The organism is Vibrio sp. 10N.261.54.A5 (assembly GCF_041471145.1).
GTDB lineage: Bacteria > Pseudomonadota > Gammaproteobacteria > Enterobacterales > Vibrionaceae > Vibrio > Vibrio crassostreae_C.
Window position 1 is genome coordinate 21,465 of sequence record NZ_JBFRNU010000001.1, and the last position, 15,869, is coordinate 37,333.

A 15,869-nucleotide genomic window follows, 5' to 3' on the forward strand; every position below is an offset into this window, starting at 1 on the left:
AAACCTGATTGAAGTATTTTTCACTTTTATTTCAATCAGGTGAAGCCATGTTACCCCCTCTACGTGCTCTTGTTGCGTTCGAAGCTGTTGCTCGTCTTGGTTCCATTGGCGCGGCTGCCCGAGAGCTTTGTGTCACGCAAGCGGCGGTTAGCCAACAGCTCAAAAGTTTAGAAACCTTCCTCGCCTGCCATCCTTTTATAAAAAATACTCTTTTATCAGGCTTAATATTCAGCTGGTGGACTGGCCATCAACTAACCCTTGTCAGAATGTCGATATCGAGCTGACCAACGGCAAGGTCGAAAGCGAAGACACTCATTGCGAGCGATTGTTTCAAGAACATTGGTAACTGGTGTGCAGCCCTTTCAGAGAAATTACGCTCAGCAATTCAGAAGATCAAACTTGAGCAACAACCAACTCTAACAATTAAGTCTAGTTTTGGTATTAGCTTGCTATCAGAAAAGGAAAAGTGGAAAGACTGTGCGATCGCGCGCTTTATCAAGCAAAGCTAAAAGGACGAAATACAATTGTGATTGAAGAGTCATACCCGGCATCAACAAAAGCGATCGGCAGCTCTTAGTTTGACTAAGAGCCAACATCCACACAAATTATTTTTGGCATGTTTAGCCCTAAAAGGCTTTCGTCGTGCAAAGTGATGACGAAAATCGGTAAATAAAAGTCAAAAATAAAAACGCGAGCGGTAGATTGCGATTTATGTTGGTGCTACGTTATGAGCAATTTATAACATATAAGTCATGACACATTAGACTGAGAGATAGCAGCTAACGATGAACAAGACAAAAAGATATCCGGCCAGCATAGTATTCAGCTACCTAATACTTTCATCTTTATGGGTTTTATTTTCTGATCTCGCGGTTGAATCATTATCAAATGACTTGCGTGAACATGCCTTAGCACAGACAGTCAAAGGTCTGGTATTTATCATTCTAACGTCTGCTCTGTTATGGGTAATGGTTCGGAAAAATAATCGCGATTTAGAGAGCGCCAACGATCTTGATAGTGTCACCGGACTTCATAGCCCTTCAGTCTTTTATCGATATTTAAATAAAAGACTGAAAAATTCTCAAGCCAGTGACCATTATGTCCTCTTCTTATTAGACATTGATAACTTCAAATCTGTCGCTGACCAGATCGGATTCGAGAATACTAATTCATTTTTAAAAGATATCGCACGATCTATTGAACTTCCTATAGAGCATCAACCGCTTTCATCACGAGTGCACTCAGATGGCTTCGCGTGCTTGGTTAAACTCAACCACACGGAGCATATTGAATCCTACATTGCCCTCGTACATCGTAGATTTAACCAGTGTGCTTATCGTTATGATATCCACGCCACTTGTTGTATTGGCGCTGCTCTATTCCCCTCGGATGGGAATAATGCCAAGCAACTCATGGCATCTGCTACCCACGCCTTAACTGAAGCAAAGAAAAGCAAGGACACGATTGAATTTCATGACCCAAAACTCACTGAGCTTGAACGTCAACGTCAAGAAATGGTGCAAGAATTACGTAAAGCGATTGATGACAAAGCGATTGATATTGTGTTTCAGCCTAAATTCAACATTGAAAGTAGACTCGTCGCAGGTGTGGAGGTGTTGTCTCGTTGGACGCATGAGCGCTATGGTGTCGTTTCACCGGATATCTTTGTCGCGCTAGCAGAAGAGAATTATTTTTGTCGTGATTTGACTACGTTAGTTCTAGAGAAGACTGCGTCACAACTTAGGGCTAATGGCTTGCTAGGGAATGAGCTTAATAGTGTCTCGGTCAATATTTCAGCGGTAGAGCTAAATAGCGTTGATGACATGAACCATCTGGACGAATATCTACGAAAGGATCCCGAGTTTGCTCGCTTACTTTGTCTGGAAATCACTGAAACCGCTATTTTGAAAGATATAGATCAGTGTGCAATCGCTGTTCAGAAGTTAAAAAAACAAGGGGTGTCCTTTTCGATAGATGATTTTGGTGTTGGCTACACGTCTTTTGGTATATTTAGCAAATTGGATGTAGATGAAATCAAAGTCGATCGCAGTTACATCAGTGGGTTAGAAGATGATTATCGTTCTAGAGCTATAACGTCTGGTATCATTGATATAGCGCGAGGGTTTGGCATTAGTGTTGTGGCTGAAGGGGTTGAAAATGCTCAACAACTGTCAATTTTGAAAACGTTAAATTGCGAACAAGCCCAAGGTTATTATCTGGGCTACCCGATGCCATATAAGCAGTTGAAAGAAAGTCTCACCTCTGAAATAGAACCATGTTCAACAACATAACTTAATACTTTTTCATCTAGGCTACAGAGATACAGATGACTTGTATCGAGAAGGATGCTGTTGGCCTAACTATAAGAAATCCCCATTCGCTGACAAAACGAATGGGGATTTTAGTTACTAGGGGGTAGTAATTTTATCTTCTAACTTGTTTCAGGTTTTAAATAGCCACCATAGTCGCGGCTTTCTTCATTGCTTCTTTGGTTGAACACTCAATCACGTTCGCGTTAGCAAAGCGGTGAGCGTCTTTCACTTGAATATCGTGAGCCAAGATAACCAGCTTCGCGTTCGCCACATCTAGGTCGGTGATGCGGTTCTGAATACCGTTTTGACCTTGAGTTTCTACTTTGATTTTCAGACCCGCTGCCGCACCTGCTTTTTCTAGTGCTTTGGCTGCCATGAAGGTGTGTGCAACACCAGAAGGGCAACATGTTACTGCTACGATGTCGTACTCGCCTTCGCCTGCTACAGGAGCTGCTTGAGCTTGTACTGGTGCTTCAACCATGTCTTCTTCTGTTTCTACCGCTACCGGTTTCCAGAAGCCTACGATAACGGCTGTGGTTAGCGAGCCAAGCGCAATACCGACGACGTACATTGGAATGTTGCTTGATACTGGCGCCGTGATTAGACCGCCCCACGGTGCGTGCAGTAGAACGTCTGTCATGAAGCCGAATACACAGCCCACGATACCACCGGCAACGATTGAAGGAAGTACGCGCATTGGGTCATTCGCTGCAAATGGGATAGCCCCTTCAGAGATACCGATAGAGCCCATGATTGCTGCTGCTTTACCTGCTTCTTGCTCTTGTTTAGAGAACTTGTTTTTGAATAGGAAAGTTGCCAACGCCATGCCTAGAGGTGGAGTACAAATCGCGATGCCAACGCCGCCCATTAGCCAAGGTTGTGTGTCTACTTGAGTTTGAGCAAATAGGGTCGCGACTTTGTTGATAGGGCCGCCCATATCAAACGCCGTCATACCGCCAAGGATTGTGCCCAGAACCATCTTAGATGCACCAGCCATTGAAGCTAGGAACTCGTTCATTGAATACATGAACAGTTTGATTGGCTCACCGATGCCCCACAGTACGATACCTGCAGAGATTAACGTACCTAGAAGCGGGTAGATGAAGTACGCACCTAGAGCCGTCATGTTCGCAGAAAGTGGGATCTTCTTAAGTTGGAACACCACGCCACCGGCGATAAAGCCTGCCACGATACAGCCAAGGAAGCCGCCGCCCATGTCAGCCATGATGCCAGAAGAGATCATCGCAGGTGCTAGTGCTGGTTTATCTGCAATTGAGTAACCAATAAAGCCGCCAAGAATGATTGGGAAAAGAACAAGGCCTTTGATACCGATATTAGAGATGTCTGCCAGCAAGCCGTCTGCTGGTACGGCACCTTTGCCTGATGCCATTACCGCTAACGCCAACAGAACACCACCGGCTACGATGAAAGGCAGCATGTGTGAGGTTCCGAAAAGCAGGTGGCCTTTCATGGTACTAAGGAGTTTTTTAAAGTCGCTACTACTGTTTTTATTATTAGTATTCGTAGCTTGAGTTGTTAGGGTGCTCATAATTTTCTATGCCTTATGAATTAATTAAAATATTAAGGATCTGTTGTTCGTCTTTTGCGTTATGGATATCTTGAATAAATTCATCGCTGAATTTTCCAAATAGTTCTTGTAATACATAAATATGATGGTCAGCACCGTTGTCTGGTGAAGCAATCATAAAAAATACGGTTGGATTAATGCCGTCTTCATCGCCATATTCGATGCCTTCGCACTTTACACCGACAGCGATTGCCGGCTCAGTGACCGCCTTGCTTTTTGAGTGTGGGTAAGCGATGCCGTCCATCGAGGTAATGCTTTGAGATTCACGAATTTCGATGTCTGCCAAGAAGGCTTCTTTATTACTGATTCGGTTGTTCTCAAATAACATGCTTGCCAATTCTTCAAACAGTTCTTTTTTATTATTCGCTTGAAGGTTGTTATTAATTAAGTTGACGTTAGTTAGCTGTGTGATCATTTATTAACTCATTCACTATTGAAGTTCTTGAATTAAAATTAATGGATTAACCCGATTCGCGAAATAGCAAATAAAAGCCCTTCACTGTACATTTGTACCAAGCAAAATTAAGTGTGATTTGCATCATTCATCCAGTGTGAGATGAGTCATATTTAATGGTGTACTTCGGTGTTGAAATAACTTTCTGTAGGAAGAAAAATGCCCCGCAAAGCAGGGCATGATCAGTGTTTGTATCTACTCGGGAGAGCTAACTGTAAGCACGCGCCACGCGTCCAACGCAATCGAGTTTGTAACTCTCAGCGTAAGCGGGAATGAACACCGATTGGCCTTTCTCTATTACGCAGGTTTCACCACATTGATGGGTTAGCACCATGGATTCATCGAGTGGCAGTAGGATCTCGGCACCTTCGGTAGTGATCTTCCTCTGATGTGAGTTTTGCACGATAGAGAACTTAAAATCTTCGACTGGAATTTGATATTCCATCACATCACCTTGCTCAATCGGGCTGAGCAGTAATCTATCCGCAGGCTTTTCATTGAATTGAGTACAAGAGACTAATTCATTGATATCCATGTACTTAGGCGTCAACCCTGCGCGGAGTACATTGTCTGAATTCGCCATCACTTCTAAGCCCGTACCTTTAATGTAAGCGTGAGGTGTCTCGGCATCCAGATACATGGCTTGTCCGGGCTTTAAGGTGAGCACGTTCAATAGCAGCGGAGCAAACAGGCCGACATCCCCTGGATACTGCTGTTCTAATTCTGAAATCAACTGGAACACGGGTGCATCAGAAAGCTTGGCCTTCATCAGCAACATGGTCAGCGCCATGCCTTTTTGTTCACCTTGCAAAGACAATAAGCTCGCGAAGAAGCTGGCTAATCCATTGGGCGTTTGGTCGCCCGCGAGATCGTTAACCATCGAATGAAGCTCTGCAATGTCGAGATAATGGAAGTGTTCAAGGATCTCGTTGATCGACCTAAAGCCATTCATCGCGGTGTAGTCGGTTAATGCATACACCAGCTCCGGCTTGTGGTTGGGATCCTTGTAGTTGCGGTTGCCAGCCGTCATCGGAATGCCTTGCTGCTCTTCAAGAGCATAGCCAGATTCGGCTTGCTGCTTGTTCGGGTGAACTTGAACAGAGAGCGCTTTCTCAGCCGCTAATACCTTAAACAGATACGGAAGTTCACCAAAACGACTTGCGACTTTCTCACTTAGAAACAGGTTTAGGTTCTTGGAAATAAGGTTCGACAACGTGGTTTGCTGACCATTGTCAGTGACCATCGAACAACCATTAGGGTGAGCACCCATCCAGATCTCCGCTTGCGGCTCACCAGACTGGTTATCAGTACCAAACAGTTGGCTGAACGAAGAAGGGCTACCCCATGCGTAGTTCTGAATCACGTTGGTCATAGGGTAGAAAAAACGTTGGACGAACGAATCGTTCGCTAAAGAAAAATCAGACATCGAAATCACCATGAAGGGAAACATGGCTTGAGCTCTACTCGGCTTAATGAAATGCGAGACTAGAGTGGGCTCAAGCCATTGGAGTTGAAATGGCTTAAGCCGCTGCTGTTGCTAGCTTGGCTTTGCGTAGATTTTTAAGTGCGATACAAGTAACCGCAGTTACGCCTGCACCAGACGCCATGCACAACAGTGCTAGCAGTGGGTAGTTCATTGCGCCAAGTAGAGCGACCACTGGACCACCGTGAGCAACACTGTTGGTGATACCAAACGAGAACGCCATTACCGCAGCAGTCATTGAGCCAAGCACGTTGGCTGGGATAACTGACATTGGATCTTGAGCCGCGAATGGAATCGCACCTTCAGAGATACCCACCAAGCCCATCGCGCCTGCTGCTTTACCTGCTTCAATCTCAGAAGATTCGAATAGGTCGAACTTACGGCCAAGTCTGGTTGCGATAGCCATACCAAGGGGAGCGACAGGGATTGCACACGCCATTGCACCCATGAACTGAGTTTGACCGCTGGCAATCATGCCGACTGAGAATAGGAACGCCACCTTGTTGAACGGGCCGCCCATATCAAAGCCGGCCATGCCACCAAGGACAATACCAAGCAGAACCACGTTGCCTGTACTCATGCTGGTTAGCAGTGCAGTAAGAGCATCCATCAGCCCAGCGATAGGTGCGCCAATAACAAAAATGAACAAACCTGCGATGAACAAAGAGCCAGTGATCGGAGCGATCATGATAGGCACAAGCGGTTGAACGAATTTGTGGTAGTTAAACGAAGTAATCCATTTAACGAAGTAACCCACTAATAAACCCGCGATGATTGCGCCAATGAAGCCAGTACCTGCGTCAGCGCCATAGAAAGAACCGTTGTTGGCAATCCAGCCGCCAATCAAGCCAGGGGTTAGAGCAGGGCGGTCAGCAATCGCGTAAGCAATGTAGCCAGCCAAGATTGGGATCATTAGAGTGAAGGCAACCACGCCCACCTCTAGGATTTGGTTCCACATGCTGCCAGCAGGAATTGCCATGCCAGATTCACTCGGCTCACCACCAATGGCTAGTGCTAGGGCAATCAAAAGACCGCCAGTCACCACGAATGGGATCATGTGAGATACGCCATTCATCAAGTAACGGTAAAGGTCTGAACGTGCTTGCGAGGCTTTCTCAGCAACAGATTGATTGGTAGGTGCTTGTTCAGCTTGGTAACTCGGTGCATTGAGAGCTTGCTTAATCAAGCCTTGCGCGTCTTTGATTGGTGCTTTTACGTTGGTGCTGATAACGCGTTTTCCGGCAAAGCGAGCCATGTCTACTTGCTTGTCACAAGCCACGATAATCGCGTCTGCACGTTCGATTTCTTCTTGAGTCGGGCTGTTTTTAACGCCGATAGAGCCGTTAGTTTCGACCTTCACATCGTAGCCAAGAGCCGCCGCGCCTTTCTCTAGCGCTTCAGCTGCCAAATAAGTGTGTGCAACGCCTGCTGGGCAGCCTGTCACACCAATGATGAAGCCTTGTTTCTCAACGTTGGTTTCCGCTTCCGAATGCTCAGGTTTGGTAAGCAGTAGTTCTAATGCTTCTTGTTCAGATTGAGCATTCATGAAGCTTTCGATAAAGCCTTCTTCAATCAGTTTTGAAGAAAGCTCTGCCAGTACTTCGATGTGATGATTATCGCCACCATCGGGAGAGGCAATCATAAAGAACAGTTTTGATGGCTGACCGTCATCCGCGCCGTACTCGATACCCTGTTGATGGACACCGATAACAACCGCAGGTTTGATGACCGCAGCACTTTTCGCGTGTGGCAGAGCAATACCTTCTTCAAATCCGGTATTACCTTGTTCTTCACGAGCCTTAATGTCGGCAAGAAACTGTGCTTTGTCTGAAATTCTGCCTTGTGCATAAAGCACGTCTATCAGCTCTTTGAATACTTCTTCTTTTGAATCAGCGCTAAGCGAAAGCTTAATCAAATCTTGATTGATCAATGTTGTGATCATAATGAACCCCTACTTGTTTTTATTTTGTTAGAGGTATTCTGGAATCTACGGCTTGCCTTCTGTAGTGAAGAAAAAACGCATTTACTGGATGATTGTTGCGTTATAAGTAGAGTGTGATTTTGATCGTTTAGTGGCGCGTTTTTCGGCCTCTATTGACATAGGTTGAGCCTGCTTGAGGCTTTTATTTGCATGGGGTTCGGCGTGTAGAGTTATCGAAGGAACAATGTGCTATATCAGGTTTTTGACTGGAGATTTATTTCCACTACTGGATTTTTGTAACCTAGATCTCAAATTGTGATTTTGCTCAATAGCGCTATGTTTCACTAAGGAGTATATCTATTCCCGTAGCGTTATTGCTGCTTTTAAGAGTTCGAATAAATGATATTTCATGACCTAATCTCGTCGGTATTAAATGAGCGAGAACCATTTCATAACATCTGGTTTGCGGGGGATTTTCACACGCCTTCAGCATGCAGTTATCAGGTGAACTTTCCACGCTTAGAGCTGGTGCTCGACGGAGAGTATGTCAATGAGATGGAGAGTCATGATCGTAAGATCACCAACGTTGTCGCGAAAGCGGGCGATGCGATTTTCATCCCGCCGAACTGCTGGAACAAACCCAACTGGGATACTGACTGCTCGGTGTTGAGCATGTTGTTTGGTCGCCGTCAGCTTGGCTTAAGTTTGGTGAGTAAGCGCAAAGGGGAAGAGAGTTTTTACGATATTCAAAAGCACAGTATTCAGACTCGCTCTGGGTTTGCGATTGATAACATTTTGGAGGCGCTCAGCTCGTTAGCGCGCGAGAGTAACAAGCAGCCTATGGATGAACTGTTACTACAAGCGCTGCTGCAATACAGTAAGACCATGTTGGATGCACCTGTCGAGAAATCTCACAGCCGAGTACAGGATGTGTATCAGGGGATTTGCATCTACATTCAAGAGAACTTCCACCGCCAGATCACTCGAGATAGCATCGCCTCACGCTTTAGTATTTCATCTAACCATTTGTCACGAATGTTCCGCCAACAAGGCCATATGACGCTGGCCGAGTACATCACGCGCGTGCGAGTCGATCGTGCCAAGTTCATGCTTAAGAAGTACAACTTCAAGCTCAATGAAGTGGCATTACGTTGCGGCTTTAAGGATGTGAACTACTTCTGTCGAGTTTTCAAAAACCGCACCGGAAGAACCCCGACTGAATATCGTGGTTCAATCTAATATCCCTTCAAATTGCCATTTTTGACCAGAGCTTATACGACCGAAATTTGTATGACTAGATCACCACAGTGAGCTCTGTGTTGTGGTGATCAATTTGCTTTGTGTTTTCCTCTGCTGTTTATTTCTATACCTTATTTCCAAACCTATCTTTAGGCACGTTCTCTATTTATCCCGTTTCACTAAATAAACCCAATTAATAACATTAAGGCTTCGCTTTGCGAGTTGCTTATTGTTTTTCGTTGCCTGTTTATTGAATTAAACGTGTGAGAGTTGATGTATTAACGCGATGCATTTAATGGATGATAAGTAAATTAAAAACCACTTATCGAGACGATAAAATCTTGTTGTTATTGTCCGGCTTACTGATTTAAATGTTTTTAAGTTATTGATTTTAAATGCTTACTTCGCTTCGGCTTATTCTTTGTTTACTAACGTGTAATTCATGTCTCGAAATCAAATATTCAGGTTTATACGCCCCATCACAACCTTGACTTATAATACTACAAATTAAAAATTCTATAGATAATATGATCTTCAGATATTCATCATAAAGAAGACTTATACATGGAACTCAATACTCTGATCGTAGGAATTTATTTCCTTTTCCTTATAGCAATAGGTTGGATGTTTAGAACGTTCACCAGTACAACCAGTGATTATTTCCGCGGGGGCGGTAACATGCTTTGGTGGATGGTTGGCGCGACTGCGTTTATGACACAGTTCAGTGCTTGGACCTTCACTGGCGCAGCGGGTAAAGCGTATGCCGATGGTATGGCTGTCGCGGTTATCTTCTTAGCGAACGCATTTGGTTACCTGATGAACTACCTGTACTTCGCTCCGAAATTCCGTCAACTGCGTGTGGTAACGCCAATTGACGCGATTCGTATGCGTTTTGGTAGCTTCAACGAACAAGTATTTACTTGGTCTGGCATGCCGAACAGTATTGTTTCTGCAGGTATCTGGCTGAACGGTTTGGCGATCATCGCATCGGGCATCTTTGGCTTCGACATGACGACAACCATCGTTCTGACTGGTCTTGTTGTACTTGTTATGTCGGTGACAGGCGGTTCTTGGGCGGTTATCGCGTCTGACTTCATGCAGATGGTTATTATCATGGCGGTAACCGTAACGTGTGCTGCAGTGGCTATCGTACAAGGTGGTGGCGTTACTGAAATCATCAACGATTTCCCTGTAGCAGAAGGCGCATCATTCGTTTCTGGTAACAATCTGAACTACGTAAGCATCTTCGGAATTTGGGCATTCTTCATCTTCTTCAAACAGTTCAGTATCACCAACAACATGTTGAACTCTTACCGTTACCTAGCGGCAAAAGACTCAAAGAACGCGAAGAAAGCGGCACTGTTGGCATGTATTCTGATGACCATCGGTCCAATCATTTGGTTCATGCCACCTTGGTTCGTTGCAGGACAAGGCGTTGACCTTGCAGCACATTACCCAGACGCAGGCTCTAAAGCAGGCGACTTCGCTTACCTTTACTTCGTAGAGCAATACATGCCAGCGGGTATGGTGGGGCTTCTAATCGCAGCGATGTTTGCGGCAACTATGTCTTCTATGGACTCAGGCTTAAACCGTAACTCTGGTATCTTTGTAATCAACTTCTATCAACCGATTCTTCGTCCAAACGCGACAGAGAAAGAGCTGATGATTGTGTCTAAGTTGATGTCTACCTTCTTCGGTCTAGCTATCATCCTTATCGCGCTGTTTATCAATTCGCTAAAAGGCTTGAGCTTGTTCGACACCATGATGTACGTGGGTGCACTTATTGGCTTCCCAATGACCATTCCAGCATTCTGTGGCTTCTTCCTTAAGAAGACTCCGGACTGGGCAGGTTGGGGTACGCTAGTGGTCGGTGCGATTGTGTCTTACATCGTTGGTTTCGTGATTACCGCTGAAATGCTACAAAACTTGTTCAACCTAGAGCCTCTAACAGGCCGCGAATGGTCTGACTTGAAAGTTGCAGTAGGTCTGATTGCGCACCTAGTGTTTACTGGCGGCTTCTTTGTTCTTTCGACATTGTTCTACAAACCACTAGAAGCGTCTCGTCAGAAAGATGTTGATACCTTCTTCAACAACCTTGCGACACCATTGGTTTCTGAATCAACAGCACAGAAGAAACTGGACAACAAACAACGTCACATGCTGGGCTCACTGATCGCAGTGTCTGGTGTGGCAGTGATGGCGATGTTTGCTCTACCGAACCCATTCTGGGGAAGAATGATGTTCGTACTGTGTGGCGGTATCGTATTCGTAGTTGGTTTGCTGTTGGTGAAAGCTGTAGACGACTCGGTTGAGGATGCGAAACAAGCGAAAAAAACAGCTTAAGTTAGCTAACCAGTTAAACAAGTAATTAAACATAAAACGGCTGAGCTCTAATGCTCAGCCGTTTTTTATTGTATGAGAAAATGAGCTTATAACGATTGGATAGGTGTCACAACAGGGGATTAATGGATGCTTTGAGTTTGACCAGAAGAGATGAATTAGATAAGGCGTGACGAGATGTACATCAACAAGGCTTGTAGGTCGACACTGCTTCGAGTCTTTTGCAGACGCTCATTGACCTGATCGTGAAGCAGGTTTCTGGTTAGGTTGGTCGCCGCGACAATGTGTTCACGCTGTGGCTTGGTTGGCAGAACAAGAGCAATGGCTACATGCACTTCGCCGATACGTGATGCCCAGTCAATCGGGTCGTCACTGACGATAACCGCAATCGAGAGATCTTGAGTCGATTCAAACATCACATGCGGCAGTGCAATACCCGGTGACACGCAGGTTGAAGAGCGTTCCTCCCGCTTAATAAATGCCAGAATCAGTTCATCTGGATCTTCTGGATAAACAAGGTGAGCGAGCCCTTTTAAGCACTCAAATTTGGTCAGTTGGGTTTGCGCCTTAGCGTGGTGCCATTTGATGTCACAAGGCGGGCATATTTGTGGCATTCGCTGGATTAAATCTTTAGAGAATTCATGGTTCACTTGTGAGCCAACCATGTCGTAATGCTCAGCAATTACATCTTTGAGAACGAAACAGGCCAGCTCCGCATCAATCCCAACCGCGGTTATCTGACACAAATCACCACGAAGTAAACCTACTTGCAGCATCGCAACGGATTTGGAGAGATCAGCGGTTCGATTTTGAGTGATGTTGATAATGCGGATGTTGCTTTTGAACTTCTTCGCTAAGCGAGTCAGCGGCTGTGCGACATGTGAGTTCGCGGCAGGATCGTTAACGAAGAAGGTGATCTGGTATTCGTTCATCAAAAGCTTAAGTTCGACAATGCTTAATAAAAACTTTATCGACACTCAACAACACCTCTTCCATTGGAACAAATACGGTTTTAGCTGGGTCAAATCGGCTTAGTTGTCCGATGTCGATATCAGAGACGATCAACACCTTGTCTGCGAGGGTAATATCTTGGGCTGTCAGTAAGTTTTCAATACCCATAGCGCCTTGCGTCTCAACCTTGATTGAAACGTTGAACTTAGGGGCTGTTTTATTTAGAGCATCAGCTGCCATATAGGTGTGCGCAATGCCTGTAGGGCACGCAGTTACCGCTACAATTCTCATTATTATTCTCGGCTTAATCTCGTCCCTGTTACGTTACAAAAGCTACCTTTCAGAAGCTACCTTGGAAAAGCTATCTTGTATGGGAACTTCAGTATAGAAAGCTCGCATAGAGGAGGGACGATATGTTTATGGGTTCTGGGGATTTTATGGATTGCCGTTTTTTATTCCAAGGTGAAAGTCACACTCTGAGCTCTTGGTTACAATAATCCAGTTAATGCACCTTTCGTCCTATATATTGAGTGCCTTCACACCGTTAATCTTTTCATCTTATTAACCTTATTCCTAGGTTAACAGACACTAATTACTTCAGTCTGAATGCAGGCGAGGCAGAGCAACATATGGATATCACCAATATTATCGAGCCCGAGATTATCTGCTTGGAACTACAAGCAGACTCTAAACAGGCGGTATTTGAAGAGCTTGTCGAACTGCTCGACCGTGCCGGTAAGCTCTCTAATAAAAGTGTATTCCTTGATGATATCTGGAAGCGTGAAGCCATTGGTAATACGGGCTTTGATGATGGTATTGCGATTCCACATGCGAAAAGTACTGCCGTCGCTAAACCTGCTGTCGCAGTAGGCATTAGCCGAACGGGCATTGATTATGGTGCTGATGGCGGTGAACTCTCCGATGTGTTCTTTATGCTCGCTTCACCAGACAACAACGACGACCATCATATCGAGGTACTGGCTCAGATTTCGACCAGACTTATCGAAGATGGCTTTGTTACAAAATTAAAGGCAGTCGAGTCGGTCGAAGAGGCTCAAGAGCTGTTTCTCGAAGCCAATTCAGATTCCTTCGACAGCTACGCTTCTAGCCATCATGAAGTGTATGTCGAGCCACTCAGCCCTTGGGCACAATCTCTTAATCGCCTTAAAGAACACTTGTTATACGGCACCTCACATATGATTCCATTCGTGGTCGCGGGTGGTGTGCTTTTGTCTTTATCGGTAATGATGTCGGGTCATGGCGCAGTGCCTGAGAGTGGCGTTCTGGCTGACATCGCACAAATGGGCATCGCGGGTTTGACTTTGTTTACTGCGGTGCTCGGTGGTTACATCGCGTATTCAATGGCTGACAAACCGGGTTTAGCGCCCGGTATGATTGGTTCTTGGGTTGCGGTGAATCAATACAATACCGGCTTTCTCGGTGCAATTGTGGTCGGTTTCTTCGCTGGTTTTGTGGTGAATCTACTTAAGAAGATCAAACTACCAGACAGCATGATCTCGCTGAGCTCTATCTTCATCTATCCATTAGTCGGCACCTTCGTGACCTGTGGTGCGGTGATGTGGGTGATTGGCTCTCCGATAGCTCAAGTAATGCTTGAGATGAACCAAATGCTCACGGGCATGGCAGGCTCCGGAAAAATGGTATTGGGCAGTATTTTAGGTGCAATGACGGCCTTTGATATGGGCGGCCCGATCAATAAAGTAGCAACGCTGTTTGCCCAAACTCAGGTGAATACTCAACCATGGTTGATGGGCGGTGTTGGTATTGCGATTTGTACACCACCACTAGGCATGGCACTGGCGACTTTCTTATCGCCAAAGAAATTCAAAAGAGACGAACGTGAAGCAGGTAAAGCGGCGGGCATCATGGGCATGATTGGCATCAGTGAAGGCGCGATTCCTTTTGCTGCCGCCGACCCTGCGCGAGTGCTGCCTGCTGTGGTTGCTGGTGGCATTGTCGGTAATGTGGTTGGTTTTATGTTCCATGTGGTAAACCATGCACCATGGGGCGGTTGGATTGTTCTGCCTGTGGTTGATGGCAAACTTGGCTACATTATTGGCACACTTGCGGGGGCGCTAACCACGGCATTCATCGTGATACTGCTTAAAAAGAATGTGGTAGAAGGTGACGAACTTTCTTATCAGTCTGCAGGTGGTTCGGTAACAGAAGAAGGGCAAGCGGATGTGTTGGCGATCACTTCGTGCCCGTCTGGTGTTGCTCATACTTTCTTGGCGGCTAAGTCTTTAGAAAAGGCGGCGCATCATCTTGGGGTTCGGATTAAAGTCGAAACCCAAGGTGCCAACGGAATAGGTAATCGCATTACCCAGAAAGACATTGAAAGGGCGAGGTTGGTGATCTTTGCTCACGATGTGGCGATTAAAGAAGTTGAACGCTTTGCGAACGTGAAAACCTTGGATGTCAGTACTAAGGAAGCAATGCTTAATGCTCAGGCGTTGATCATGAGAAAGGTGTAACTCTTTAAACCGCAAAGTTTATCATCTATAAAGTTAACTAGATCAAAACTAAAAAGACTCCGCTCAGACCTGTTAAGGCGAAAGTGGAGTCTTTTTGTATTGTGCCCAATCAGTCAGGTCAAACGCTAAAAAGGGTGGTACTTAAATACGTCTTCAACCATTGAGTTGAGTAAATCGATATCGTCACAGGTTTTGGCGTAGGTACGCAGGCCTGCGATTTGAACCTGAACATGACGAGCAAGCTGAGTCGGTTCACGCTCTTTGCTTATCTCACCCAATTCTTGTGATTCTGCGATCAGCTTAGCGAACTCACCTTCCATGATTTTGAGTGATTTCTTTGCTTCTTCTAATAATTCGGCGTGTTCATCAGTCAGTTCTGCTACCGTTTTTGCCAGCATACACATGCCATTTGGCGAACTTTGTTTTGAGTCGACCACAGCACGTTTGACGAAGCTTTCGAGCGCTTTGATTGGAGAGTCTGTTTCACTGCGGAAGCGGTTCAGATTCAGGATGCCAAGTTCGGTATAGCGAGCAAGCGTCTCTTTAAACAAACCTTCTTTGCTGCCGAACGTCGCGTAGATGCTGCCCGGACGCATATCAATCACGTCTTGCAGGTTGCGCATAGAAGTCGCATGAAAGCCCTTTTCCCAATACAGGTTCGTTGCTTTATCTACTACGTCTTGTCTATCGAACTTAGCGGTCTTAGCCATAACATCTACTTCATTAATCTGAACATATGTTCAATATTTTATGCTGAACGCCCGTTCTAGTAAAGGTGTGTTTAGCTGCTTTGCGCAGGCTTAGAACATCAAAGAGTTAATAAAACATCCAGATCATCAGGAAATAATCTTAATCATCAATAACTTCTACGGTCTTGTGCTGAGCGCCGTAGTAGGTGCCTTCATCGATGGTGTACATCAATGTTGCTTCGCACTCTGGACAATCGAATTCCTCATTGGGTTCAATAGCCGCTTCTTCTACCCATTCCCAACCGATATGTTCTTCGCAAGCGGGACAATCCATACAATATCTCTCAGTTGTTGTCGCATATTTATTGCGAATCTCTACTTTGATAATTCGGCATTA

Annotated in this window: 12 protein-coding genes and 2 pseudogenes; 6 read left to right on the top strand and 8 right to left on the bottom strand. The window is 45.3% G+C overall.

Annotated features, from left to right (window positions below):
• Positions 1 to 47: 47 nt before the first annotated feature.
• The 3 genes and pseudogenes from AB4329_RS00095 to AB4329_RS00105 all read left to right on the top strand — a co-directional run.
• Positions 48 to 343, top strand: a pseudogene (locus tag AB4329_RS00095) (LysR family transcriptional regulator); the annotation flags it as partial.
• A 10-nt stretch (positions 344 to 353) separates the two neighbouring features.
• Positions 354 to 577: pseudogene (locus AB4329_RS00100) on the top strand (GGDEF domain-containing protein); the annotation flags it as partial.
• A gap of 208 nt (positions 578 to 785) precedes the next feature.
• Complete coding sequence (locus AB4329_RS00105) at positions 786 to 2,291, top strand: bifunctional diguanylate cyclase/phosphodiesterase (protein WP_102393945.1); 1,506 nt, start codon at positions 786 to 788, stop codon at positions 2,289 to 2,291.
• A gap of 157 nt (positions 2,292 to 2,448) precedes the next feature.
• Here AB4329_RS00105 and AB4329_RS00110 read toward each other — a convergent pair whose 3' ends face one another.
• From AB4329_RS00110 to AB4329_RS00125, 4 genes are all read right to left on the bottom strand, one after another.
• Positions 2,449 to 3,861, bottom strand: a complete 1,413-nt coding sequence (locus AB4329_RS00110; protein WP_137001684.1) for a fructose-specific PTS transporter subunit EIIC — start codon at positions 3,859 to 3,861, stop codon at positions 2,449 to 2,451.
• A gap of 13 nt (positions 3,862 to 3,874) precedes the next feature.
• The gene (locus tag AB4329_RS00115; RefSeq protein WP_017071406.1) at positions 3,875 to 4,315 is read right to left on the bottom strand and encodes a PTS sugar transporter subunit IIA; all 441 of its coding nucleotides are present in this window, start codon (positions 4,313 to 4,315) and stop codon (positions 3,875 to 3,877) included.
• 247 nt (positions 4,316 to 4,562) lie between these two features.
• Complete coding sequence (gene manA, locus AB4329_RS00120; protein WP_102393943.1) at positions 4,563 to 5,780, bottom strand: mannose-6-phosphate isomerase, class I; 1,218 nt, start codon at positions 5,778 to 5,780, stop codon at positions 4,563 to 4,565.
• A 94-nt stretch (positions 5,781 to 5,874) separates the two neighbouring features.
• On the bottom strand, positions 5,875 to 7,779 hold the full coding sequence (locus AB4329_RS00125; protein ID WP_372137550.1) for a fructose-specific PTS transporter subunit EIIC: 1,905 nt from the start codon (positions 7,777 to 7,779) through the stop codon (positions 5,875 to 5,877).
• Positions 7,780 to 8,157: 378 nt separating this feature from the next.
• On the opposite strand from AB4329_RS00125, the gene AB4329_RS00130 reads away from it, so the two are divergent.
• Together AB4329_RS00130 and AB4329_RS00135 are read left to right on the top strand one after the other, a co-directional pair.
• Positions 8,158 to 8,997 (top strand): helix-turn-helix transcriptional regulator, encoded by an 840-nt coding sequence (locus tag AB4329_RS00130; protein WP_102431991.1) that lies wholly within the window; start codon positions 8,158 to 8,160, stop codon positions 8,995 to 8,997.
• A gap of 564 nt (positions 8,998 to 9,561) precedes the next feature.
• Complete coding sequence (locus AB4329_RS00135; RefSeq protein ID WP_029236500.1) at positions 9,562 to 11,340, top strand: sodium:solute symporter family transporter; 1,779 nt, start codon at positions 9,562 to 9,564, stop codon at positions 11,338 to 11,340.
• A gap of 155 nt (positions 11,341 to 11,495) precedes the next feature.
• Here the strand turns inward: AB4329_RS00135 and AB4329_RS00140 are convergent, their stop codons facing one another.
• Entirely contained in the window at positions 11,496 to 12,269 is a 774-nt protein-coding gene (locus tag AB4329_RS00140) for a PTS sugar transporter subunit IIA (protein WP_017070486.1), read from the bottom strand.
• Between the two features lie 7 nt (positions 12,270 to 12,276).
• Positions 12,277 to 12,579, bottom strand: a complete 303-nt coding sequence (locus tag AB4329_RS00145; protein ID WP_136979973.1) for a PTS fructose transporter subunit IIB — start codon at positions 12,577 to 12,579, stop codon at positions 12,277 to 12,279.
• A gap of 338 nt (positions 12,580 to 12,917) precedes the next feature.
• On the opposite strand from AB4329_RS00145, the gene AB4329_RS00150 reads away from it, so the two are divergent.
• Positions 12,918 to 14,783, top strand: coding sequence for a fructose-specific PTS transporter subunit EIIC (locus AB4329_RS00150; RefSeq protein ID WP_372137551.1), 1,866 nt, complete (start codon positions 12,918 to 12,920; stop codon positions 14,781 to 14,783).
• 125 nt (positions 14,784 to 14,908) lie between these two features.
• Here the strand turns inward: AB4329_RS00150 and AB4329_RS00155 are convergent, their stop codons facing one another.
• Both AB4329_RS00155 and AB4329_RS00160 read right to left on the bottom strand, forming a co-directional pair.
• Positions 14,909 to 15,493, bottom strand: a complete 585-nt coding sequence (locus tag AB4329_RS00155; RefSeq protein WP_137001680.1) for a TetR/AcrR family transcriptional regulator — start codon at positions 15,491 to 15,493, stop codon at positions 14,909 to 14,911.
• Positions 15,494 to 15,632: 139 nt separating this feature from the next.
• Positions 15,633 to 15,806 carry a hypothetical protein gene (locus tag AB4329_RS00160; RefSeq protein WP_017061661.1) on the bottom strand — a complete coding sequence of 58 codons (174 nt, stop codon included), beginning with the start codon at positions 15,804 to 15,806 and terminating at the stop codon, positions 15,633 to 15,635.
• Positions 15,807 to 15,869: the final 63 nt, after the last annotated feature.

Excerpts from the sequence above, each read along its gene's own strand:
- AB4329_RS00160 (WP_017061661.1), bottom strand. The coding sequence starts at position 15,806 with ATGGATTGTCCCGCTTGCGAAGAACATATCGGTTGGGAATGGGTAGAA.
- AB4329_RS00155 (WP_137001680.1), bottom strand. The coding sequence starts at position 15,493 with ATGGCTAAGACCGCTAAGTTCGATAGACAAGACGTAGTAGATAAAGCA.
- AB4329_RS00150 (WP_372137551.1), top strand. The coding sequence starts at position 12,918 with ATGGATATCACCAATATTATCGAGCCCGAGATTATCTGCTTGGAACTA.
- AB4329_RS00105 (WP_102393945.1), top strand. The coding sequence starts at position 786 with ATGAACAAGACAAAAAGATATCCGGCCAGCATAGTATTCAGCTACCTA.
- AB4329_RS00140 (WP_017070486.1), bottom strand. The coding sequence starts at position 12,269 with ATGAACGAATACCAGATCACCTTCTTCGTTAACGATCCTGCCGCGAAC.
- AB4329_RS00110 (WP_137001684.1), bottom strand. The coding sequence starts at position 3,861 with ATGAGCACCCTAACAACTCAAGCTACGAATACTAATAATAAAAACAGT.
- AB4329_RS00115 (WP_017071406.1), bottom strand. The coding sequence starts at position 4,315 with ATGATCACACAGCTAACTAACGTCAACTTAATTAATAACAACCTTCAA.
- AB4329_RS00135 (WP_029236500.1), top strand. The coding sequence starts at position 9,562 with ATGGAACTCAATACTCTGATCGTAGGAATTTATTTCCTTTTCCTTATA.
- manA (WP_102393943.1), bottom strand. The coding sequence starts at position 5,780 with ATGTCTGATTTTTCTTTAGCGAACGATTCGTTCGTCCAACGTTTTTTC.
- AB4329_RS00145 (WP_136979973.1), bottom strand. The coding sequence starts at position 12,579 with ATGAGAATTGTAGCGGTAACTGCGTGCCCTACAGGCATTGCGCACACC.
- AB4329_RS00125 (WP_372137550.1), bottom strand. The coding sequence starts at position 7,779 with ATGATCACAACATTGATCAATCAAGATTTGATTAAGCTTTCGCTTAGC.
- AB4329_RS00130 (WP_102431991.1), top strand. The coding sequence starts at position 8,158 with ATGATATTTCATGACCTAATCTCGTCGGTATTAAATGAGCGAGAACCA.